Below are 20,948 nucleotides of genomic sequence, written 5' to 3'. Positions count from 1 at the left end.
ATGGAAAAACCCTTTTGGTTAGATCAGGAGTTCACAAAACAGGATTATTCCACAGACAAATTGCCCAAGGGTGATTACGAGAATTGCCGTTTTGTGGACTGCCTGTTCACCGAGGGGTATTTAGACAACCAAAATTTTGTGGATTGCACTTTTGAAGGCTGCGACTTCACAAACACCAATATTTCACAAACCATTTTTAACGATGTGACTTTTGAAGATTGCAAAATGGTCGGGTTACAATTTGATTCCTGCAATCCCATATTGTTGTCCATTTATTTTAAAAATTGCAATCTTTCTTTGGCTTCATTTTATGCGATGGAATTGCCGAAAATTACTTTTACGGATTGCAAATTGCATCAAGTTGACTTTTCTGAAGCCCAATTACTTAAGACTATTTTTTCAAATTGTGATTTGGAAGGCGCCCTATTTTCCAATACCAATTTGGAGAAAGCTGACTTCACTACTTCCTTCAATTTCAACATAGATCCAGCCCAAAATCAAATTAAAAAAGCAAAGTTCAACAAGGACGAATTAATCGGTTTATTAAAAAAGTATGATATTGTAGTCACCTAATCTTATGCTATGTCCGATAGAAGTTGTTTGGAATGCGGTGACCAACTAAAAGGTCGCATCGACCAAAAATACTGTTCCGACCACTGCCGAAATGCCTACAATAACCGTTTGAACCGCGATGGTAAAAACCTCATGCGGAACATCAACAACAAACTGCGGAAAAATTATAGGATTCTTGATAGTTATGCGCTACGGGATGGTAAGACAAAGACCACCAAAATGCGGTTGATGGACAAAGGGTTCGATTTTGAATACATCACTAACCTGTACACCACCAAAAAAGGCAGTACCTACTATTTTGTGTACGACTTGGGCTATTTGCCCCTGGACAACGATTATTACATGATTGTAAAAAGAGAGTAGTCTATTTCCAGCTGTAGGAAGTAAGCTTTAAAGCAGCAATTACAATATCCTTTCGACTGATTTGCCCTACTAGAATACCATTTTGCATTACTGGCAACCTTCTTCTGTTATGCCTATCGAACACACCTGCAGCATCGAAAATAGACATGTCATGTGGTATGGTTTCCACATTTTTTGTCATGAAGCGTTCCACACTTTTATCCAAAATGGGTTGGTTAAAATATCGGCTTTCCGAAATTTGCTTCATACAATCCGCCTCGGAAATAATACCAACCAAAAAACCATTATTGTCCAAAACTGGTCCCCCAGAAATGTGGTGTTTGGCAAAAGTTTCCATAACTTCCAAAATGGACTGGTCTGGTGAAAAAGTAATCAAATTTTTGGTCATGTAGTCCTCCACCAAAATTGGTGCATTGTATTTTTTCTTGGACTCCTCTTTGGAACGTACGCCTTGAAAACTTTTGATTGCCATAGGGTTAGGATTTAAAGTTGAATAATAAATATAGTCTATTTTAGCGAATATCCTAATTTTGACCATTAAAATATGAGAACCTTTCATAATTTCATACATTTAAAAGACAACTAAACCATACCATGAAATTTTCCCGTTCCCTTGCCCTAATCGTCCTATGCTTTGCAGTTTATTGGAGTTTTAAATCTCTAATGCCCACCTATAGCACAGATGAAAACAAAGATTTAAAATCCTTTTCTACTGATAGGGCCTTGGTACATGTAAAAAATATAGCTCAAGAGCCACATGCCGTGGGCTTTCCCGCACATGAAAAAGTGAAAAGCTATATTGTTGGCGAGCTCCATAAAATGGGATTGGAAACCTCAATTCAAGATGGATACACCGCAGGGGATTGGGGCAATTTGAGCAAAGCGTCCAATATTTTGGCTCGTATTGAAGGAAACGAAAGCGGCAAAGCCCTTTTACTGATGTCCCATTATGATAGTGGACCACATTCGTCCTACGGGGCAAGCGATGCGGGAAGCGGTGTCGCAACCATTTTGGAAGGAATCAGGGCTTTTTTGGAAGAAAACCCAAATCCCAAAAACGATATCATTATCCTAATTACCGATGCAGAAGAATTAGGGTTGAATGGAGCTGACCTTTTTGTAAAAAAACACCCATGGGCCAAAGATGTGGGACTTGCCTTGAATTTTGAAGCACGTGGAAGCGGTGGACCAAGCTACATGTTGGTAGAAACCAATCGCGGCAATGGCAAGCTCATCAAAGCTTTTAAAGAGGCCAACCCAAAATATCCCGTGGCAAATTCTTTGGCCTATAGTATTTATAAAATGTTGCCTAACGATACCGACCTTACCGTATTTCGGGAAGATGGGGATATTGAGGGATTCAACTTTGCGTTTATTGATGATCATTTTGATTACCACACCGCTTTGGACACATACGAGCGATTGGACAGAAACACCTTAGCGCATCAGGGCAGCTATCTAATGCCCCTCCTTGCTTATTTTAGTGAAGCAGATCTGAACAACATGAAAAGTTTGAACGATCTGGTCTACTATAATTTGCCCTTGTACCGAATGGTCTCCTACCCCTTTGAATGGATTTGGCCCATGTTCGGATTTGCCGTTCTTGCTTTTATCCTGTTATTGATTGTGGGCTTTAAAAAACAGACATTGAACTTACAAGACATTTTCAAAGGTTTTATACCAATGCTGATTACTTTAGTTATCAACGGTGTTGTTGGGTATTTCTGTTGGACAATGATCACTTGGTGGTACCCCGGCTTTAAGGACATGCTTCATGGATTTACTTACAATGGGCATTTGTATATTGCCGTTTATGTAATGTTTTCGTTGGCTGTTTGTTTTTATACCTACCATAAATTCCGAAAAACAAGCACCCCGAACATTTTGGTAGCCCCAATTCTTCTTTGGCTGATTATTTGCGGATTAGTAGCCCAATATTTAAAAGGAGCCAGCTTTTTCATTATTCCCGTGTTCGGAGTTCTCGCGGCATTTTTGGTGGTCATCCATCAAGAAAAGCCCAATCCATTTTTAATGGTGTTTTTGGCCTTGCCTGCTGTTTTGATTTTTTCTCCGTTTATTGAAATGTTCCCCGTTGGACTCGGATTGAAAATGATGGTAGCTGCTACGGTTTTAACCACTTTACTATTCTATTTGGTACTGCCCTTTTTTGGCCAACTCAAAAGTAAAGGCCGATTGTCTTACTTATTTATTTTATTGTTTTTTGGATTTGGTATCGCCAGCCATATCCAATCCAATTTTAATGAGAAACGTCCTAAACCCAGCAGTCTTCTATATGTGTATGATGAAGATAAAAATACATCGGTCTGGGCCACCTACGACCAAGAATTGATTGGGTGGAATGCACAGTTTTTGGGCGAGAACAAAAGAAAACCGAATAGCGAGACCATCTCGAGCAAGTATAGAACCAACTTGAGTTATATCGCTGATGCTCCAAAAAAGGACATTCCAACACCATATATCGACAAAACTTTGGATACCATTATAGGTCAAAATCGAATGATTGAAATCTGCATTACGCCCAAAAGAAAGGTGAATCGCTTAGAGGTTTTCACCAACCCTGTTCCCTTACAAGCTGCCAAGGTGAATCAGATTGAGTTGTCCTCCCATTTTCTGGAAAATCGAAGAAGCAAACTGATTACCCATTACATCACCAACAATGATTTTACGGAATTGGCTTTGACCTTCCCCAAAGATTCTGTTTTGGAACTTACCTTGTATGAAGCTTCCAATGATTTATTGACCCACAAAGATTTTAGCGTACCCGAACGACCCAACAACAGTATTCCCATGGCATTTGTGCTAAATGACGCTATCTTGACCATTAAAACTTTACGATTTGATTAAAAAGCGAATTGGTGTATTGGGATGTGGATGGCTTGGACTTCCCTTGGCGAAAACTATGTTGGAAAAAGGATTCTCGGTTTCTGGCTCCACCACCTCTCAAGAAAAATTGGGGGAATTGAAGGATTTGGGCATAGCCCCATTTCAAATCAAGGTATCATCTCAATCCATTGAAGGCGATATCCAAGGCTTCCTCTCCCAACTTGATATATTGATCATTAATGTACCTCCCAAACTACGTGGCACCCATCGGGAAAGTTATGTGGACAAAATGCAGCTTCTTCTATCAGAAATTGAAGATAACCATCCCATTAAAATTGTATTTGTGAGCAGTACCGCCGTTTATGGTGATGCAGATGGTGAAGTTACAGAAGCTACCATCCCAACCCCAGTAACAGAATCGGGCAAACAACTTTTGGTCTGCGAACAGTTGTTTCAAAATGCATCCGAATTAAAAACAACCATCATCCGATTTGGTGGATTGATTGGACCCAATCGGCACCCTGTCACAATGCTATCGGGAAGAGAAAATCTATCCAATGGAAATGCACCCGTTAATTTGATTCATCTTGAGGATTGCATTGAAATGATCATAACCATTATCGAAAATGATTATTGGGGAGAAACCTTTAATGGGGTTTATCCACAACATCCGAGCAAACAAGAATATTATACTACAGTAGCCAATAAAAGGGAACTCGAACCACCTCAATATTCCAATGAAATGGATGGTACTTTGGGCAAGATTGTTTTGAGTCAAAATTATAGTAAAAAAGGCCATGTTTTTAGCACTGGCATCTACACTTAAAGGCGTTGATTTACTTATTGTAATCTTAACAGCTTGGTTTCGATTATTTTGTTAGTTTTGGCGTCACTAAATTGACGATCAATGAAAAAGACAGTTCTCCTGCTGCTTTTAATAGCAAGCTTTAGCGGTGTTGCCCAAACCAACAATCAACTTCTAGAACATTATCAAGCCTTTTATAAAGAAATGCGTTTGCAAGGGGATGTAAATGGCGTAATCAGCGCCTTGACCCACTTGAACGTTCTATCACCATCGAAACAGAGAAGAGACACCTTGGCCTTTGTGTATATGAACAACGGTGAACACATGCAGGCTTTAAATACTATCGGTATTGAAAAAAATGCCGACGATTCCGATTTGGCAGTACAGATCAAAGCATTTTCATTAAAGGCATTGAACCAACCCAAAAGAGCTTTGGAGCATTTTGAAGCACTGTTCAGCAGAAACCCTTCACCATATATCGCCTATGAAATAGCTGATCTTAAAATTCAAACAGGAGATACCGGGGGAGCTTCCTCCAATATTGAATATGGAATTGCCAACGCCACCGATGATATGAAATATGCCTTCTACGAAAGGCAACAACCTTACGAAGTGCCTCTTAAAGCAGCATTCTTGCATTTAAAAGCTTTGGCCGATTTTAATTTGAACAAAGACAATATTGATGTGGCCATTGCCTCTATCGATGAAGCATTGAAAATTGCACCAAATTTTAATTTGGCCAGTTTGAGCAAACAGGCTTTGGAGGCGAGAAAAAATGAAGCTACCGAAGGCGAAAACTAGATTTAATTCTTTTTTTTCAGTTCAAGGAGTATGGCATTGTCCTTCGCTTCCTTGATTTGAATCAGTTCGTCCACATTTTCGTTGGGCACTGCAATTGAAAGCACATAGTGGGCAATTTTCCATTGCCCATTTTCTTTTTTGAGCACTCCCGAGCCACGGCATAATTTCATTTGGGTGTCCAACAGCTCATCAAACCAAGCAAAGGTTTTGGCCTCGTTTATATACACATTGCGTTCTACGGAAGTAAAACTCCACGCTTTTCCTTGGTCAAAATAAGGTTTGGAAAAGGTTCGAAACTCTTCATTCTGCCAATTTTCGGTAGCATCTGTACCCAAAAAAACACCATCCTTGGTCATTAAACCAAAATACGTATCAAAATCCGCATTGGCAGCTGCCATATGCCAATCATCCAACACTTGATTAATTTTTTGTTTATGGTTGTTTTGCGCGGAAACCACCGCCGATAAAAATAGTAGTGCAAATAGTGCCTTAAATTTCATCCAAGATTATTTTTTTGTCCAACTGACTGTTCATAATCACATTCAACTGCTTCCGTAAGGCATTATAGGCCTCCAACATTTGTATGGTCGGTCCTGTGGTAGGCTGATTGTCCAAAATACTGGCCTTTACTTTGAATAAATAGGTGCGTAACACACGTTGCCTACTTTTTACCTGAAAGGAATCGAAAAGTTCAGGGTATTTTCCGACTTCCAAATCCTTCTCTTTCTCGATCAAATCATCAATGGCCAATGCCAAATCCTCATTATTGGTGGCTTTGTAAAGCACATCAATACTTGCATTCAATGCTTTAAATTCTGGCCAGTTCTCTACTATAGCCGCCGCATTTGGGTTGATAGTGGCCTTGTCCGGCATTTTTTGGTAGTTGAACTCCAGATCATCGTTTTGGGCTGTGGTCGCAACCGAATCGGTTTTTTTACACCCTAATAAATAAGATGTTATCACCACTAGGACTAACAATTTTCGCATAGGCGAATGTACAAATTTTAATAAAGGGTATCTTTGCGATCAAACCGAATTAACTTCAATTTTAATGCAAAAAACAATTCTCATCATTGGGGCATGCGGCCAAATAGGCACAGAACTAACCATGGAACTCAGGAAAAAGTATGGCGGTGATCATGTTATTGCCAGCGACATTAGGGAAGGTGGTGAATCTTTAATGCAATCTGGACCCTTTGAACTATTGGATGCTACAGATTATGCAGCCGTTGAGGATGTTGTTATGCATTATGAAATTGATGAAATCTATCTGATGGCGGCCATGTTGAGCGCCACGGCAGAAAAATTCCCGATGAGGGCTTGGAACTTGAACATGAACTCTTTGTTCCACGTGTTGAACCTAGCGAAAGAGAAGAAAATATCCAAAGTATTTTGGCCATCCAGTATTGCTGTTTTTGGCCCAAACACCCCTAAAGAAGGCACCCCTCAAAACACCATTATGGAGCCCAGTACCGTTTATGGCATCAGTAAGCAATCTGGCGAACGTTGGTGTGAATATTACCATAAAAAATACGGGGTGGATGTACGCAGCGTCCGGTACCCCGGTTTGATCAGTTGGAAAACCATGCCCGGCGGTGGAACCACAGATTATGCGGTTGAAATTTATCACGAAGCTTTGGAAAAAGGGAATTATGAATGCTTTTTGAGCAAGGATACAAAGTTGCCGATGATGTATATGGACGATGCCATCAGGGCAACCATCAGTTTAATGGAAGTTCCTTCAGAAAATGTAAAGGTGCGCTCTTCCTATAATTTGGGAAGTATGAGTTTCACCCCAAAAGATGTGGCGGAGACCATCCAAAAACATATTCCTGATTTCAGTATTAGTTATGCTCCCGATTTCAGACAAGAAATCGCGAATTCTTGGCCGAGCAGTATTGACGACACCAAGGCACAGAACGAATGGGGATGGCAACCTGAGTACGATTTAGATCAGACTACCTATGAAATGCTAAAAAACTTGAAAAAGTAAGCTACTCTTCCTCATTGGAAAAGTCTTCGTTTTCGTCATCCGGGAGTTTGCTCAAATCTTCGGAGTCCAGGTCGTCGTTGTCTTCCTCGTCCTCGTCGTAATTGGCCATGCTATGTTCCAATTTGGAACTGATCTTTACCAAATATTTAGTGTCCTCCGTCGATACCTCTACCGCCTCGATGGATTCTCCCTTTAGGTTTTTGAAGTTGATGACATCATCGTCGCCATAGCCATCAGGATACTTTTCCACCAAAAGCTTCAATACTTCCGGGGTTAGTTTCTTAAAATCTACTATTACACGTTTGAGGTTATTCATCGCTTTGGGATTGATTTGTGATTGATTTAAAAATAGAATAAAAGTGTAAACATTTAAAAATTATAAAAACTTTTTTATATCCACCCAATTAATAACGAATATTAATCAACCCGAGGCTTTCCCTCCCTTACATCATTTAAAAATAAAAGCCTTAGATTCATGTTAGCATATGTCAATTTCAATTTATTGATCAGACCTCATTAGAGTACCAACCGTTCTAGACTATGATAAAAGAACTTTATAAACGTATAGACCATGAAAACCTATGGGAAAAAAGCTTTGCCATTGAAAGGAACGAATACTTAAAAGTTGCGGGAACAACAGACACCAATCTTTATTTTATTATGTCTGGAAGCTTGAAGATTTATATCATTAACGAGTATGAAGAACATATTATCCGTTTTGGTTACCAAGGTAACTTCATCATTTCCTTAGACAGTTTTATTACTGAAAAAGCCTCAGACCTCTATATACAATCCATAAAAAAAACCGAGATTAAATCTGTTTCAAAAGTTCGTTTTATGGAATTTATACGGTCAAAACCCGAAAATGTATCCCTTTGGGAAACCATCATGGAACAATTGGTGCTACAACAATTTGAAAGGGAAAAAGATATTTTGATAACATCGCCCAAGGAACGATATGAAAGGGTATTGGCAAGAAGCCCACAATTGTTTCAAGAAATTCCTAATAAATACATTGCTAACTATTTAAGAATGACGCCCGAGACACTTTCTCGCTTAAAAAAGTCTTGACTTGAATCAAGATTCGTTTGCTACACATCCTTCAACTTTGCATAACAAACAATAAAACACATGGATGCTGCAAAACTAATAGAGGAACTTATTGAATTGACCCAACAAAACATGAACGATGTACAAGCGCTCAAAGCTTTGACCGATGAACAGTTGAATTTTAAGTCGAATGCGGAAAGTTGGAGCATTTTGGAATGTATAGAGCACCTTAACAGATATGGTGAATTTTATATTCCAGAAATTACAAGACGTTTGGAACAATCAAAATATCCTAAGTCAAGTAAATTCAAAGCTGGGGTATTAGGCAATTACTTTAGTAAGCTGATGCTCCCGAAAGAAGGCATGAAAAAGATGAAGACTTTTAGCGAAATGAATCCATTGAACAGTGGTCTAGGCCGTGATGTATTGAGCAAGTTTATCCATCAACAAGAAGTAATGCTCCAATTATTGGATAAAGCCAAAAACAAAGACTTGACTAAAATCAGGACCTCGATTTCCATATCCAAATGGATAAAATTGAGATTGGGCGACACCTTTAGAGTGGTTATTTACCATAACCAAAGACATATTGTTCAAGCTAAACATATTTATTAGCATCGCATTGAGTTTTAATTTTAAAATCCCAAAGTTCAGGTATCTTTCCTGAGCTTTTTAAATTAATTGCTTATCTTCAATTAAATAATATTAGGTAAAATCCTACAAAAAAACCAGGACTATGAGCCTACTCAAAGACCTGCCAGAACTAGAAAAAGCTGGGGTCATCTCTTCGGATACCGCGGTAAAAATTGAAGCCTACTACAAAAGTAAAAGTGGTTCGTCCACCAATAAACTTTTTGTGGTTTTCGGCATTTTAGGTGCCATTTTGGTGGGCTTGGGCATTATTTTGATCATTGCACATAATTGGGATGGGTTCCCAAAAATCACCAAAACTTTTTTTGCTTTTTTACCTTTACTTGTTGGTCAGTTTTTCTGCGGATATGCCCTTTTTAAGAAAAGAGAAAGTTTGGCTTGGCGGGAAAGCGCTTCAGCTTTTTTGTTTTTTGCGGTTGGAGCCAGTATCTCATTGATAAGTCAGGTGTATAATATTCCAGGCGACCTAAGCGCATTTTTGCTCACATGGATGCTGTTGTCTCTTCCACTATTTTATGTAATGAAATCCTCCATTACTTCATTATTGTACCTCATTGGAATCACCTATTATGCTTGTGAGACCAGCTACTGGAATTTCCCCACCTCAACCTCTTATCCATATTGGGCATTATTGTTATCGGCCCTACCCTATTATTACATCTTGTTAAAAAACAAACCTCAAAGAAATTTTACCAGTTTTCATAATTGGATTCTCCCCCTATCTGTAACTATTGTTTTGGGCACCATTACAGATAAGGTTGAAGAATTGATGTTCGTGGCATATATAAGTTTGTTCGGATTGATTTATTTAATAGGTGAAAGCAAATTTTTTGCAAGTCAGTTGAGTTTTAGAAATGGCTATCGCATTTTAGGATCATTGGGCACTATAGTTTGCCTTCTCATTTTAAGTTTTGATGATTTCTGGGACCATTTAAGAAATGAAAATTTATGGTTCAATGAGATTATTTATTCGCCCGAGTTCATAGCTTCGATATCCATTTCAGTTTTGGCAGTGGGATTATTGTTTTTCCATTTTAAAAAGATGAGGGGTAAAACCTTAAAACCTATTGCTCCGGTATTCCTCATATTTATTCCCATTTTTATAGTGGGAAATTATGTTCCCTTTTCCACATTATTGGTCAATGTTCTAATATTTTTAATTGCCCTGCAAACCATTAGGGTGGGAGCAAAAGACAATCATTTGGGCATTCTTAATTATGGATTGCTCACCATAGCTGTATTGATTATTTGCAGGTTTTTTGACACCAACCTCAGTTACGTTTTACGAGGAATGCTATTTGTACTCGTAGGCGCAGGATTCTTTTTTGCCAATTATTGGATGCTTAAAAAACGAAAGGAACATGGATAAAAGGAAAACCGTAATCGCACTTTTTGCCCTGGTTGTAGTGGCCCAACTTTTCGTACCTGCCAAAATGGTCTGGGACCAAGAAGATGTGCTTCAAACAGGTACAGAGTACAAGTTTAAAACCGCTCCAGTGGACCCGAACGACCCTTTTCGAGGCAAATACATAACCTTGAGTTTTGATCACAACACCATTGAGGTGGAAAATACCGAGGATTGGTATGGAGGTGATGTGATTTATGCATCTATCAGCAATGGCAAGGATGGCTATGCTCGAATCCATTCCATAGCCAAGGAAAAACCATCAAGCAATCAAGATTTTATAAAGGCCGAAGTTGGTTTCTCGACAGGAAATACCACAAAGTTGAGCATTGATTTTCCTTTTGACCGATTCTATTTGGAAGAATCAAAAGCCGAAGAAGCTGAATACACTTATTGGAGTTCCCGAAGAGATACCACTAAAACCACATACGCTTTAGTGAACATTAAAAATGGACGGGGCGTTCTAAAAGATGTATTGATTGATGGGATATCTATAGTAGAATTGGTGAATAAAGAGTAAAAGAAGTACTGTAAATTTGCAAGAATAAGCATGGCTTAACAGAACTGGTAATCCAACTTAGAAAATATACGGGAATTGGCAACTGATTCACCTTTGAAAGATTCCAAAATAGTTTTTTTGAAAACGAATGGGCAAGACCCATTACCTGATTCATTTGAATATCCCCATTTTTATACGCCAACCGCTATCGCCAAGAAAGCTGCGAAAGATCTTCAAAATAGATTGCAAGAACATTTACCAGAATTGATGAACCAACCTACAGGACGCATGTTGGGAGTTCTGGTGGTACAGACCAAGGAGGGCGAACTTGGATATCTTAGTGCTTATTCAGGTGAACTGCAACCTGAACTGGAAATACTACCTTTTGTACCTCCTGTTCACCAATTGCCAAAAGGAGAGGATTTTCCAGAAATGGCAACCATAAATGCCATTACCAAAGAGGTTAAGTCACTAGAGGAAAGTGAAGAGTACATCAGTGCCAAGCAGCAATTAAAAAAAATTACAAAAGAGACCAAAGAGAACATATTGGCAGCTAAGAAAGCGGCAAAAAAAAGCAAATTGGAACGTGACAGACTTAGAGAAGAGTCAATTCACCTACCTGAAAAAGAACGACAAGAACTTCTTGAAGCGTTAGTAAACCAAGGTGCTAATTCTGGAATGGACTTAAGACGTTTTACGCGTTCGGAGAACTTGCGGTTAGAAAAAGCCTTAGCTGCCTACGTAGAATTCGAAGAACGAATTGAAGCGCTCAAAACCCTTCGTAGAACCAAATCCAATGAACTGCAGGATGCCATTTTTAAATCCTATATTTTTTTGAACGGAGAAGGAAAAGGTAAAAATGTTAAAACAGTTTTTTCTGAATATGGCGTGGATGAACCACCGGCCGGGGCTGGGGAATGTGCTGCCCCAAAACTGTTTCAATACGCATTTAAACAAGAAATGAAACCTGTAGCGCTAGCCGAGTTTTGGTGGGGACCATCTCCAAATTCAGAAATTAGGGAGCACGGCAAATATTACCCTGCCTGTAAAGGGAAATGCCAACCTATTTTAGCGCATATGCTCAAAGGAATTCCTGTACAACCAAATCCCTTGTTGGAAAATTTTGCGGCAAAAAAGCAACTGGAAATTTTATTTGTGGACGAACATTTGGTGGTCGTAAATAAACCTACCGGCATGTTGTCCGTTCCAGGGCGGTACATAAAGGATTCGGTTAAAACTCGCATTTTGGAGCAATATCCAAACGCCACCGGCCCGATCATTGTACATCGGCTGGATCAAGATACTTCTGGCATCATGATTGTTACCCTTTCCAAAAAAGCGCACAAGCTGCTCCAACAACAATTCTTGGAGCGCACCATTCACAAAACTTATAATGCTATCCTAGAAAAACCTATTGAAGAAACCACTGGCACCATAGAACTTCCTCTTATTTTAGATATTAACAATAGGCCCATGCAAATGGTGAGTCATGAACATGGCAAACCTGCATTGACACATTATGAGGTTATTAAAAAGACTGCCAATAGAACATTGATCAAATTGAATCCCATAACGGGGCGTTCGCATCAATTACGGGTACACTGTGCCCATAAATTAGGACTTCATGCGCCAATGGTTGGAGACAATTTATATGGCACCTCATCTGATCGGCTTTATTTACATGCGCAACAGGTAGAATTTACCCACCCCATGACCAAGAAGCCCATGAAGATCAGCACTGAACTGCCTTTTTCTATTTAATTTTCGGAAATGGAGTTTTGATCGATTGTAGATAAATAGCCCTCGCAAGAATCGAACCTATCTATCCACAGGCGGTCTTACAACTAAAGTTTCCGCCAAAGACGGATACATAGGAAACCTGCCTTCCGTAGTAGCCTCACCAGGACTCGAACCTGGATCTAAAGTTTAGGAAACTTCTATTCTATCCCTTGAACTATGAGGCCGTATTCTTTTAACACGTAGGCAGGCTTCTATTATATCCATTGAACCCTGTCTCCCGAAAGGCAGGCACAGGGCCAAATAAAAATGGACTGCAAAAATATGCTTTTTCTAAAAAACTTTAGACCTCTGAGCCCTTAAGATTGGCTGCGGTTTTTTTCCTCTTCGTTTAAGATTTTATCCATGTAGGAACGAGAAAGTGGCTTATCAATATAACCAGATATCATCTTGTGGCCTTTGGCAACTGCGCGGTCACTGGAATTGGTAAAAGCGGACAAAATATATACGCTTGGCAAGGTCTTTCCTTTAAATAGGTTTTGAAGGTTGTCCAAGAAGGTCCAACCGTTCATACCATCCATAACCAAATCTAAAAATATGATGTCCGGAAGCCTATTCTCAGTTTCATATAGATCCACACAGACCTCCAAACCCTCTTCACCACTGGAGCAGGTTATGATCTCAAAATCGGCATGAGATTGCTGAATGCAATAGCGGGTGGCAAATTGAGACACCAAGTCATCGTCTATTATGCAGGTTGTAAGTTTCATGCAAGGACATTTATGTAAGGTTTGGGACAGCCAAAGCTAATGGCTAGTCCCTAACGAACCATTCATATTCGTTGTTTTGCCCAAATATCCCGTTGATTCTACCTTAATGTGGTAATTTACCCCTCAAAACACCATATAAAAAGGCTCCGAGCAATGCTCCTATCAAAACAATGACGATGGGCCAATAACCGGCTCCCACCAAAATATATATGGGTCCGGGACAGGCTCCTGCCAATGCCCAACCCAATCCAAAAAGGGTTCCACCCAAGATATATCGAGCAAAGGATTTTTCTTTATCCTGAAGGTTTATTGCTTCTCCAAAAAAGGATTTGGTTTTTGATTTCTTAATCCATTGCACTAACACTATTCCAACTGCTAAAGCTGAACCGATAATCCCATACATGTGAAACGAATCGAACTGGAACATTTCATAGATCCTGAACCAAGAGGCTGCCTCGGACTTGTAAAGTACAATACCCAAAAAGGTGCCCAATATGATGTAGACTATATTCTTCATGCTGTAAAAATTAAGGGGAACAACAGATGAACCATAATCAATCCACCAATAAAAAATCCGATTACAGCAATTAAGGAAGGTCGCTGTAAATTACTCAAGCCCGAAATAGCATGTCCTGAAGTGCAACCTCCGGCATAACGGGTTCCGAAGCCCACCAAAAATCCTGCAATCAATAAAATGAACCATACTTTTGGGTCGGACAGCGATTCCAAACTAAAAAGCTCTGTTGGCAAATAGGCCTTTCCAGCACTATCAAATCCCAGTTCTTGAAGTTTAGTTACGGTTTTGGGTGAAATATCGACTGCGGGGTTGGGCGACAACCAATGAGCACCCAAAAATCCACCAATAACGGAGCCCAATACCACCAATAGGTTCCAGCGTTTGGATTTTATATCTACTTTAAAGTAATCCGTGAATTTTCCAGCGCCTCCGATAGAACAAAAAGTCTCGAGGTTGGAGGACATTCCGAAGCGTTTGCCCATTAAAATGAGCAATGCCATGATGATGGCAATAAGAGGCCCGGCTACATACCAAGGCCAAGGTTGATAAAGCATTTTCGCGAGGTTTTATACAAATGTCACGAAAATGCTTTACATATCAAATATGGGAAAGGTTTAGCAACAGCTCTTTTCACTGTCGGTTACTCCAAATTTTTTCAGGATATCTTCCAGAAGACACCATTTGGTCAAGGATGACTGCAACAAATTGGCACCGACAAATGCGGTAAACCAAAGCCAGTTCTGACTCACGTAAATAGCCAAGATCAAACTGATCAATATAAAGCTTCCTGCTACTCCTCTTACAATTCTATTTCTCATTATTAAATTTTAAACGGTTCTTTCTATAGGTAATTCTACAGCTCTAATGGGATTGGTGGTTTCACTCTCTTCGTTGAATTGTTTGATCAACTTGAACAATTCGGTCACCTTTTCTTCTTCGGTGAAGGAAAAGAACATATTGGAAGCGGCCCCTCCTTTTTCACTGGGAAACCAACTGCTGGTGTACATTAATGGCGCTGCACTTTTGTACCCATCGATGTCGGATTCGCTAAAGCTGTCCACTCCTGCTTGTTTAAAGAGCTTAAAAACTTGGCTTTTATACTCTTCCACTGTGGTAACAATGATCATTTTCATGTGCTTGTTTTTATTGTTTTTCAATGGTCACATGGAACCTTTGACGATTAAAAGAATCATTGCTCTGTATCTCAAAAGATTCTTCTAGTCGTGTCGGTTTCACCTTACTTGTAATTTTTACGTTCAATCATATAATACACCAATGGCACCACCAAGAGCGTCAATACGGTAGACACAATGGTTCCTCCCATAAGTGAAATGGCCAACCCTTGGAAAATAGGGTCGAACAAAATCACGAAAGCTCCAATAACAACGGTTCCTGCCGTTAACAAAATAGGGGTGGTACGCACGGCACCTGCTTCAATTACGGCTTGCTTTAGGGGAACTCCCTCATTCAACCTAAGGTTGATGAAGTCGATAAGCAAAACCGAGTTCCGCACCATGATTCCCGCCAGGGCAATCATCCCAATAAAGGAGGTTGCGGTAAAAAATGCACCTAACATCCAATGCCCCAATACAATTCCGATTAAGGAAAGTGGAATGGCCACCATCATCACCATGGGCGCTTTAAAGTTTTGGAACCACCCTACAATCAACATATAAATGATCACAATTACACCTAGGAACGCAATACCTAAATCACGGAACACCTCAAGGGTAATTTGCCATTCCCCATCCCACTTCACCGTATAGTCATCTTCATACTGGGGTTGCTCCATGTAGAGCTCGTTAATGGAAAAGCCTTGAGGCAGCTCCAATTGATTCAATTTATCCGTCATGCCCAAAATGGCGTACACCGGACTTTCCAATTCACCGGCCATATCGGACATCACATACACCACTCGCTTCTGATTTTTTCTATAGATGCTCTTGGCCTTGGTTCCTTCCTTAATAGAAACCAAATCACCAACGGACACCATATTACCTTGCTGGGATGTTATTTTTAATTGTTGGATCTGATCCAAGCTCGATTTGTCCTTTTCACTAACGGACAATACAATTCCGATCTGTTCGAATGAATCTTCACGATACATATGCGAAACCGGTTGCTCACGGAATGCCATTACCATCACCTGAACAATTTGTTGTGGGGTAATCCCGTAAAGCATCGCTTTTTCCTTGTCGATCACAAAATTATACTCTACCTGATCATCCTCGACCATCCAATCCACATCCACAACATCGGTGGTATTGTTCAAGATGCCTTTTACATCATCGGCCAAGGCAATCTGCTTTTCGTAATCGGGTCCATAAATCTCAGCTACAATGGTTGACAATACAGGCGGTCCTGGTGGCACTTCAACGATTTTGATGTTCGCATTGTATTTTTTGCCCAATTCTTGGATTTTAGGCCGCAACAACTTGGCGATATCGTGACTTTGCTCACTTCGGTCGTGTTTGTCGATAAGGTTTACTTGAATGTCGGCCATATTGCTTCCGCCACGAAGATCATAATGCCTAACCAATCCATTGAACGTAATAGGTGCTGATGTTCCCACATAGGTTTGATAGTTCACTACTTCTGGCCTAGTTGACAAGTATGCCCCTATTTCTTTAGCGACTGCTGAAGTTTTTTCCAGTGTAGAACCTTCAGGGAGGTCGATAACCACTTGAAATTCATTCTTGTTATCAAATGGAAGCATTTTTACGGCCACCGATTTGGTGAAGAACATACCCACCGAAGCAAATAATAGAACCACTGTGATGCCAATAAAAATCCATCGCTTCTTTCTGCTTTCAATCAATGGTTTTTCGAAACGCTCGTAGACTTTATAAATAAAGGTATCCTGAATTTCGACCGCTTCTTTTTCCTTTTTGTTCTTCTTTTTGTCCTTTTCTCTTAAGAAGATGAATCCCAAGTAAGGGGTAATGGTCAACGCCACAAATAGGGACAACAACATGGCGATGGATGCACCGATGGGCATAGGGGACATATAAGGCCCCATCAATCCTGATACAAATGCCATGGGCAATACCGATGCAATAACCGTAAAAGTGGCCAAAATGGTAGGGTTGCCCACCTCGTTGATGGCATAGATAGCTGCATCTTTGAACGGCAACCGTTTCATTTTAAAGTGGCGGTGCATGTTCTCTGCGATAATAATGGAGTCGTCTACCACAATACCCGTTACAAAAACCAAAGCAAACAAAGTGATTCGGTTTAAGGTATAATCCAGCATATAGTAGCTGAGCAAGGTCAAAGCGAATGTGATCGGTACGGAAAGGAACACGACCAATCCACCTCTCCAACCCATGGCCAACATCACTACAAAGGTCACGGCAATGATAGCCCCGATCAAGTGCATCAACAATTCGGATACTTTTTGCGAAGCAGTTTGACCGTAGTTACGAGTTACCTCAACATGTACATCATCGGGAATCAAATTTGATTTTAAATGCTCTACTTTATCCAACACCACATCGGCAATCTTCATGGCATCGGCACCTTTTCTTTTGGCAATGGAAATGGTTACCGCTGGATATTCGGACCTAAAGGTTTCTGATTTCTCGCTTGCAGCTCCAAATCCAAGGGAGACATAATTTTTAGGCAATTCAGGCCCATCCAAAACGGTTGCCACCTGTTTTAGGTAGATAGGTTGATTTTGTTTGGTGCCCACGATCAGGTTTTCCAGATCTTCTTTACTTTCCAAAAAGTTACCTGTGCTGATATGGAACTCAGTATCGTTGGAAAGGAAATTCCCAGCATCCATTTGTTGGTTATTGGCCTGAATCATTTGGGCTAAGGCCAACATGTCGATGCCAGATTCGGCCATTTTATCCTTATCCACCACCACACGTAGCTGACGGTTTCTTCCCCCAATCTTTTTGGTGATGGAAACCCCGTTTACTTTTTCAACCTCATTGATCAATTCTCCTGAAATCTCTCGTAGTTGAAAATCATCATATTCATCGCTCCATAATGTTAGAGCAAGCATAGGCACATCATCAATTGCGCGGGTTTTTACCAAGGGCATGGTAACCCCTTGGGGCATTTGATCCATGTGTTTGTTGATCTCATCATACAACCGCACCAATGATCTTTCAATATCTTCTCCTACGTAGAACTGTACAATGGCCATTCCCTGCTCCTGCATGGAGGTGGTGTACACATATTCTACGCCTTTGATGTTCGATATAATTTTTTCAAGCGGTTTTGCGATTCTGGATTCCACCTCCGTTGGGCTGGCTCCCGGATATCCCACAAAAATATCCGCCATGGGCACATCAATCTGTGGCTCCTCTTCCCTTGGAATCAAGAAAGAACTGTACACCCCAATGACCATGAACACGATCATTAAGAGCACTGTTAATTTAGAGCTGATAAACCCTTTGGCTATTTTTCCTGCTAGTCCGTCTTTCATTGTTAGCTTTTTAGGGTTATTGAATGCTTACTTTAGCTCCATTGTACAGCTTTCCATCGGCTGATACGATGTATTGATCTCCTTTGGACAATCCAGATAATACTTCTACTTCATCACCATAATTCTCACCCAAACGCAACCAACGCAAAAGCGCCACATTGTCTTGTCCGAGTGTATAAACTCCTGTCAATTGCCCTTTGTGCACCAAGGCTGTGGACGGAACTGTCACAACTGTTTTTCCATTGCTCCCGTTTTCTGTCTCTAGCCTAACGGCTGCATACATTCCCGACAAAATCTTGGCATCCGTTTCGTCCAAGCTTATTTTCATTACATATTGCCCCCCTGTATTTTGTGCAGAAGCACTTAATTCTGAAACCTTACCTGTGAGGGTGATATCCAATGCTTTCACCAAAACTTGGGCTGTTGTTCCCACCTCTATGGCAGAAATGTTGTTTTCGGCCACTTTGGCCTCTACCTCAAACCCGGTTCCTGGGGATTCCATGGAAACTAAGGGCACTCCTGGATTGGCCATATCACCCTCATCGATATAGGTATTGGTGACCACTCCACTGAATGGCGCCCTAATGTTCGCATAGGCAAATTGAGAGTTCACTTCGTTCTTCATTTGATTTGCTGCTTCCAATCTGGCCTTTGCCATTTCGTATCGAGCAGTCATATCGTCCAGTTCCTTTTGTGAGGCACTGCTTTCTTTAAAAAGGTTTTGAAATCTTTCGTAGTCCTTTTTAGCATTGTTAAATGCCACAGTCGCCTCGGTAATGGAAGCTTCTACTTGTGCTTTTTTAGCTCTTAGATCTCCATTGTTGATGGAAATAAGCAGGTCTCCCTTGTTTACTTTCTGACCAATTTTTACGGGAAGTGACTCCACATAGCCCATCATTCGGGTACTCAATGTGGCACTGTTCACGGCTTTTATTTGACCACTTCCTGCCAATATGGTGGAACTATCCCCCATGTCCACATCGGCAACCGTTACTGGCACCGCGGCAGAAGTGTCAACAGTGTGTTTTTCGTCACTTCCACATCCCATTAAGGTCAGACCCAAGGACATGGTTAAAATGATGCTTTTATATATCGTAGTGTTTTTCATGTTGCAATTATTCTTTGGTTAAAAATGTGAGTAAGGATTGTGCTTGATTGTATTCAAAAATGGTTTGGTAATAGGCCAACTGCTTTTCGGCATAAGTGGCCTCGGCCATTAATAAATCGGTTGTTTTTTCCAATCCCTCTTTAAATCGGTTAGTACGTATCCTTAATGATTCTTCAGATTGGTCCATAGCCAATTTTGATGTCTGGAGCCTGTTCTCCGCGTCCTCAACCAACCGCTTGGTGCGTTTAAGCTCAATAGTACTTTTGGCGACGTATTGTTCGTATTCTTTCTGTGCTTTTTCATAGTTTGTTTTGCTTTTTCCTGCCTTGGCAAATCGCTGTGATCCCTTAAAAACATCCCAGCTTAAGCTTGCCCCAACAATGTATCCTTTGGAATCCGCCTGAAATATCTGATCATCGTACATTTCATAGCTGGCAAAGGCATTCAACCTTGGCAAAAAGGTCATGTTATCTGCTTTCATGTTTGCTTTGTACGCTTCTGATACCAAATCCATGGCCTTAACATCCGCTCTATTTTCCAAGGAAGCATCAGTTGTTTCGCCAATGTTTTCAGGCAACAATTCTTGGGTAGGTTCAAAGACAATATTTCCTTGTTCATTCATTAAAAAAGCCAAGTAGTCCGAAGCATTTTTTACATTGCTCTTGGCTGTTTTCAATTGATCGGAAACTTCTGTCACCCTCACTTTCACTTCCAACAGATCAGCTTTTTGAAGCAATCCCTGATCGTAATTGTTTTGGGCCATGTTCAAGTTGGCAATTGCTGCATCGTATGCTTTTTGCATTACTTCCACAGCACGATAGGCCAATTGCAATTGACCATAAGCTTTCTGGGCTTCAAAATCGAGGTAATCCCTAGTTCTCATGGCTTGAAGCTCTTTGGCCTCCATGGTGGTTTTGGCTGCTTTACGCTGATAAAAACCATCTATATTAATTATGGGCTGCTGAACCGAGACCACCGTCGCAAAATTCTCCACTTGATCGGGGTCGTTCAATAAGTCAGGATTAAAATCGGCCTGGGTCAAAATCCCTTGATTGAGTTTAGACCCAAATGCCATTAAAGGGTTTGTGGTTGCCATTCCCGTATGTGATACAGAAATCTGTGGCAAAAAGACAGAATTTGAAAATCTATAATCGTATTTGGCCATTTTGGCTTCCTGATCGGAAACCTGAATGCTCGCATTGGACTCTTGCACCCTAGTCAAGACATCATCCAATGATATCTTTACCTGGTCTTGGGCAAAAATTACCTGTGTGAGCACCAATGACATTAATAAAATAGTTCGCTGCATTTTAGTTCATTTTGAGCCAAAATTAGAGCGATGGAATGGTACCCACAGTAACTTTGGTTACTGAGGCATCGGGGAACTATATACTATG

Annotated in this window: 23 protein-coding genes and 1 tRNA gene; 11 read left to right on the top strand and 13 right to left on the bottom strand. The window is 40.4% G+C overall.

Annotation, left to right across the window (positions count from 1 at the left end; all coding sequences use genetic code 11):
* Both ABT310_RS07675 and ABT310_RS07670 read left to right on the top strand, forming a co-directional pair.
* Complete coding sequence (locus ABT310_RS07675; protein ID WP_375323321.1) at positions 1–573, top strand: pentapeptide repeat-containing protein; 573 nt, start codon at positions 1–3, stop codon at positions 571–573.
* A 9-nt stretch (positions 574–582) separates the two neighbouring features.
* Positions 583–936 carry a hypothetical protein gene (locus tag ABT310_RS07670; RefSeq protein WP_375323320.1) on the top strand — a complete coding sequence of 118 codons (354 nt, stop codon included), beginning with the start codon at positions 583–585 and terminating at the stop codon, positions 934–936.
* Position 937: 1 nt separating this feature from the next.
* Here the strand turns inward: ABT310_RS07670 and ABT310_RS07665 are convergent, their stop codons facing one another.
* Entirely contained in the window at positions 938–1,408 is a 471-nt protein-coding gene (locus tag ABT310_RS07665) for a CBS domain-containing protein (protein WP_375323319.1), read from the bottom strand.
* A gap of 122 nt (positions 1,409–1,530) precedes the next feature.
* Here ABT310_RS07665 and ABT310_RS07660 point away from each other — a divergent pair, with 122 nt between their 5' ends.
* From ABT310_RS07660 to ABT310_RS07650, 3 genes are all read left to right on the top strand, one after another.
* Positions 1,531–3,801: a M20/M25/M40 family metallo-hydrolase gene (locus ABT310_RS07660; RefSeq protein ID WP_375323318.1), complete on the top strand. Its 2,271-nt coding sequence runs from the start codon at positions 1,531–1,533 to the stop codon at positions 3,799–3,801.
* On the top strand, positions 3,794–4,606 hold the full coding sequence (locus ABT310_RS07655) for an SDR family oxidoreductase (protein WP_375323317.1): 813 nt from the start codon (positions 3,794–3,796) through the stop codon (positions 4,604–4,606). Before ABT310_RS07660 ends, ABT310_RS07655 begins: the two co-directional genes overlap by 8 nt.
* 81 nt (positions 4,607–4,687) lie before the next feature.
* Entirely contained in the window at positions 4,688–5,386 is a 699-nt protein-coding gene (locus ABT310_RS07650) for a tetratricopeptide repeat protein (protein WP_375323316.1), read from the top strand.
* Positions 5,387–5,388: 2 nt separating this feature from the next.
* Here ABT310_RS07650 and ABT310_RS07645 read toward each other — a convergent pair whose 3' ends face one another.
* Together ABT310_RS07645 and ABT310_RS07640 are read right to left on the bottom strand one after the other, a co-directional pair.
* Positions 5,389–5,886: a nuclear transport factor 2 family protein gene (locus ABT310_RS07645; RefSeq protein ID WP_375323315.1), complete on the bottom strand. Its 498-nt coding sequence runs from the start codon at positions 5,884–5,886 to the stop codon at positions 5,389–5,391.
* The gene (locus ABT310_RS07640; RefSeq protein ID WP_375323314.1) at positions 5,876–6,373 is read right to left on the bottom strand and encodes a hypothetical protein; all 498 of its coding nucleotides are present in this window, start codon (positions 6,371–6,373) and stop codon (positions 5,876–5,878) included. The genes ABT310_RS07645 and ABT310_RS07640 overlap by 11 nt, the downstream gene beginning before the upstream one ends.
* Before the next feature lie 64 nt (positions 6,374–6,437).
* Between ABT310_RS07640 and ABT310_RS07635 the strand changes: the two genes are divergently transcribed.
* Positions 6,438–7,379: an NAD-dependent epimerase/dehydratase family protein gene (locus tag ABT310_RS07635; RefSeq protein ID WP_375323313.1), complete on the top strand. Its 942-nt coding sequence runs from the start codon at positions 6,438–6,440 to the stop codon at positions 7,377–7,379.
* A gap of 1 nt (position 7,380) precedes the next feature.
* On the opposite strand, the gene ABT310_RS07630 is transcribed toward ABT310_RS07635, so the two are convergent.
* Entirely contained in the window at positions 7,381–7,695 is a 315-nt protein-coding gene (locus ABT310_RS07630; protein WP_375323312.1) for a hypothetical protein, read from the bottom strand.
* Positions 7,696–7,919: 224 nt separating this feature from the next.
* Here ABT310_RS07630 and ABT310_RS07625 point away from each other — a divergent pair, with 224 nt between their 5' ends.
* From ABT310_RS07625 to ABT310_RS07605, 5 genes are all read left to right on the top strand, one after another.
* The gene (locus ABT310_RS07625) at positions 7,920–8,450 is read left to right on the top strand and encodes a Crp/Fnr family transcriptional regulator (protein WP_375323311.1); all 531 of its coding nucleotides are present in this window, start codon (positions 7,920–7,922) and stop codon (positions 8,448–8,450) included.
* A gap of 60 nt (positions 8,451–8,510) precedes the next feature.
* Positions 8,511–9,044 (top strand): DinB family protein, encoded by a 534-nt coding sequence (locus ABT310_RS07620; RefSeq protein WP_375323310.1) that lies wholly within the window; start codon positions 8,511–8,513, stop codon positions 9,042–9,044.
* 121 nt (positions 9,045–9,165) lie between these two features.
* Positions 9,166–10,449: a DUF2157 domain-containing protein gene (locus ABT310_RS07615; protein WP_375323309.1), complete on the top strand. Its 1,284-nt coding sequence runs from the start codon at positions 9,166–9,168 to the stop codon at positions 10,447–10,449.
* A complete protein-coding gene (locus tag ABT310_RS07610; protein ID WP_375323308.1) occupies positions 10,442–11,005 on the top strand; it encodes a GDYXXLXY domain-containing protein in 564 nt (187 codons plus the stop codon). Before ABT310_RS07615 ends, ABT310_RS07610 begins: the two co-directional genes overlap by 8 nt.
* 117 nt (positions 11,006–11,122) lie before the next feature.
* A complete protein-coding gene (locus tag ABT310_RS07605) occupies positions 11,123–12,745 on the top strand; it encodes an RluA family pseudouridine synthase (protein WP_375323307.1) in 1,623 nt (540 codons plus the stop codon).
* Positions 12,746–12,876: 131 nt separating this feature from the next.
* Here ABT310_RS07605 and ABT310_RS07600 read toward each other — a convergent pair.
* The 9 genes from ABT310_RS07600 to ABT310_RS07560 all read right to left on the bottom strand — a co-directional run bounded on the left by ABT310_RS07600 (position 12,877) and on the right by ABT310_RS07560 (position 20,860).
* Positions 12,877–12,948 (bottom strand) — tRNA-Arg (locus tag ABT310_RS07600).
* A 132-nt stretch (positions 12,949–13,080) separates the two neighbouring features.
* Positions 13,081–13,491, bottom strand: coding sequence for a response regulator (locus ABT310_RS07595; protein ID WP_375323306.1), 411 nt, complete (start codon positions 13,489–13,491; stop codon positions 13,081–13,083).
* 103 nt (positions 13,492–13,594) lie between these two features.
* Complete coding sequence (locus ABT310_RS07590; protein WP_375323305.1) at positions 13,595–14,008, bottom strand: YeeE/YedE family protein; 414 nt, start codon at positions 14,006–14,008, stop codon at positions 13,595–13,597.
* Positions 14,005–14,562 (bottom strand): YeeE/YedE family protein, encoded by a 558-nt coding sequence (locus ABT310_RS07585; RefSeq protein ID WP_375323304.1) that lies wholly within the window; start codon positions 14,560–14,562, stop codon positions 14,005–14,007. The genes ABT310_RS07590 and ABT310_RS07585 overlap by 4 nt, the downstream gene beginning before the upstream one ends.
* A 60-nt stretch (positions 14,563–14,622) precedes the next feature.
* Positions 14,623–14,826, bottom strand: a complete 204-nt coding sequence (locus ABT310_RS07580; RefSeq protein WP_375323303.1) for a DUF2892 domain-containing protein — start codon at positions 14,824–14,826, stop codon at positions 14,623–14,625.
* Between the two features lie 9 nt (positions 14,827–14,835).
* Complete coding sequence (locus tag ABT310_RS07575; RefSeq protein WP_375323302.1) at positions 14,836–15,141, bottom strand: hypothetical protein; 306 nt, start codon at positions 15,139–15,141, stop codon at positions 14,836–14,838.
* A gap of 104 nt (positions 15,142–15,245) precedes the next feature.
* Positions 15,246–18,443, bottom strand: coding sequence for an efflux RND transporter permease subunit (locus ABT310_RS07570; protein ID WP_375323301.1), 3,198 nt, complete (start codon positions 18,441–18,443; stop codon positions 15,246–15,248).
* Between the two features lie 16 nt (positions 18,444–18,459).
* Entirely contained in the window at positions 18,460–19,551 is a 1,092-nt protein-coding gene (locus ABT310_RS07565; protein WP_375323300.1) for an efflux RND transporter periplasmic adaptor subunit, read from the bottom strand.
* 7 nt (positions 19,552–19,558) lie between these two features.
* A complete protein-coding gene (locus ABT310_RS07560) occupies positions 19,559–20,860 on the bottom strand; it encodes a TolC family protein (RefSeq protein WP_375323299.1) in 1,302 nt (433 codons plus the stop codon).
* Positions 20,861–20,948: the final 88 nt, after the last annotated feature.

This window comes from Flagellimonas cixiensis (assembly GCF_042134615.1).
Lineage (GTDB): Bacteria > Bacteroidota > Bacteroidia > Flavobacteriales > Flavobacteriaceae > Flagellimonas > Flagellimonas cixiensis.
This window is presented reverse-complemented; position numbering and strand designations above follow the sequence as displayed.

Bases quoted from the DNA above. Each gene is read 5' to 3' on its own strand.
- ABT310_RS07630 (WP_375323312.1), bottom strand. From the start codon at position 7,695: ATGAATAACCTCAAACGTGTAATAGTAGATTTTAAGAAACTAACCCCG.
- ABT310_RS07580 (WP_375323303.1), bottom strand. From the start codon at position 14,826: ATGAGAAATAGAATTGTAAGAGGAGTAGCAGGAAGCTTTATATTGATC.
- ABT310_RS07645 (WP_375323315.1), bottom strand. From the start codon at position 5,886: ATGAAATTTAAGGCACTATTTGCACTACTATTTTTATCGGCGGTGGTT.
- ABT310_RS07650 (WP_375323316.1), top strand. From the start codon at position 4,688: ATGAAAAAGACAGTTCTCCTGCTGCTTTTAATAGCAAGCTTTAGCGGT.
- ABT310_RS07590 (WP_375323305.1), bottom strand. From the start codon at position 14,008: ATGAAGAATATAGTCTACATCATATTGGGCACCTTTTTGGGTATTGTA.
- ABT310_RS07635 (WP_375323313.1), top strand. From the start codon at position 6,438: ATGCAAAAAACAATTCTCATCATTGGGGCATGCGGCCAAATAGGCACA.
- ABT310_RS07565 (WP_375323300.1), bottom strand. From the start codon at position 19,551: ATGAAAAACACTACGATATATAAAAGCATCATTTTAACCATGTCCTTG.
- ABT310_RS07675 (WP_375323321.1), top strand. From the start codon at position 1: ATGGAAAAACCCTTTTGGTTAGATCAGGAGTTCACAAAACAGGATTAT.
- ABT310_RS07665 (WP_375323319.1), bottom strand. From the start codon at position 1,408: ATGGCAATCAAAAGTTTTCAAGGCGTACGTTCCAAAGAGGAGTCCAAG.
- ABT310_RS07660 (WP_375323318.1), top strand. From the start codon at position 1,531: ATGAAATTTTCCCGTTCCCTTGCCCTAATCGTCCTATGCTTTGCAGTT.
- ABT310_RS07585 (WP_375323304.1), bottom strand. From the start codon at position 14,562: ATGCTTTATCAACCTTGGCCTTGGTATGTAGCCGGGCCTCTTATTGCC.
- ABT310_RS07615 (WP_375323309.1), top strand. From the start codon at position 9,166: ATGAGCCTACTCAAAGACCTGCCAGAACTAGAAAAAGCTGGGGTCATC.
- ABT310_RS07560 (WP_375323299.1), bottom strand. From the start codon at position 20,860: ATGCAGCGAACTATTTTATTAATGTCATTGGTGCTCACACAGGTAATT.
- ABT310_RS07595 (WP_375323306.1), bottom strand. From the start codon at position 13,491: ATGAAACTTACAACCTGCATAATAGACGATGACTTGGTGTCTCAATTT.
- ABT310_RS07670 (WP_375323320.1), top strand. From the start codon at position 583: ATGTCCGATAGAAGTTGTTTGGAATGCGGTGACCAACTAAAAGGTCGC.
- ABT310_RS07640 (WP_375323314.1), bottom strand. From the start codon at position 6,373: ATGCGAAAATTGTTAGTCCTAGTGGTGATAACATCTTATTTATTAGGG.
- ABT310_RS07570 (WP_375323301.1), bottom strand. From the start codon at position 18,443: ATGAAAGACGGACTAGCAGGAAAAATAGCCAAAGGGTTTATCAGCTCT.
- ABT310_RS07625 (WP_375323311.1), top strand. From the start codon at position 7,920: ATGATAAAAGAACTTTATAAACGTATAGACCATGAAAACCTATGGGAA.
- ABT310_RS07610 (WP_375323308.1), top strand. From the start codon at position 10,442: ATGGATAAAAGGAAAACCGTAATCGCACTTTTTGCCCTGGTTGTAGTG.
- ABT310_RS07620 (WP_375323310.1), top strand. From the start codon at position 8,511: ATGGATGCTGCAAAACTAATAGAGGAACTTATTGAATTGACCCAACAA.
- ABT310_RS07575 (WP_375323302.1), bottom strand. From the start codon at position 15,141: ATGAAAATGATCATTGTTACCACAGTGGAAGAGTATAAAAGCCAAGTT.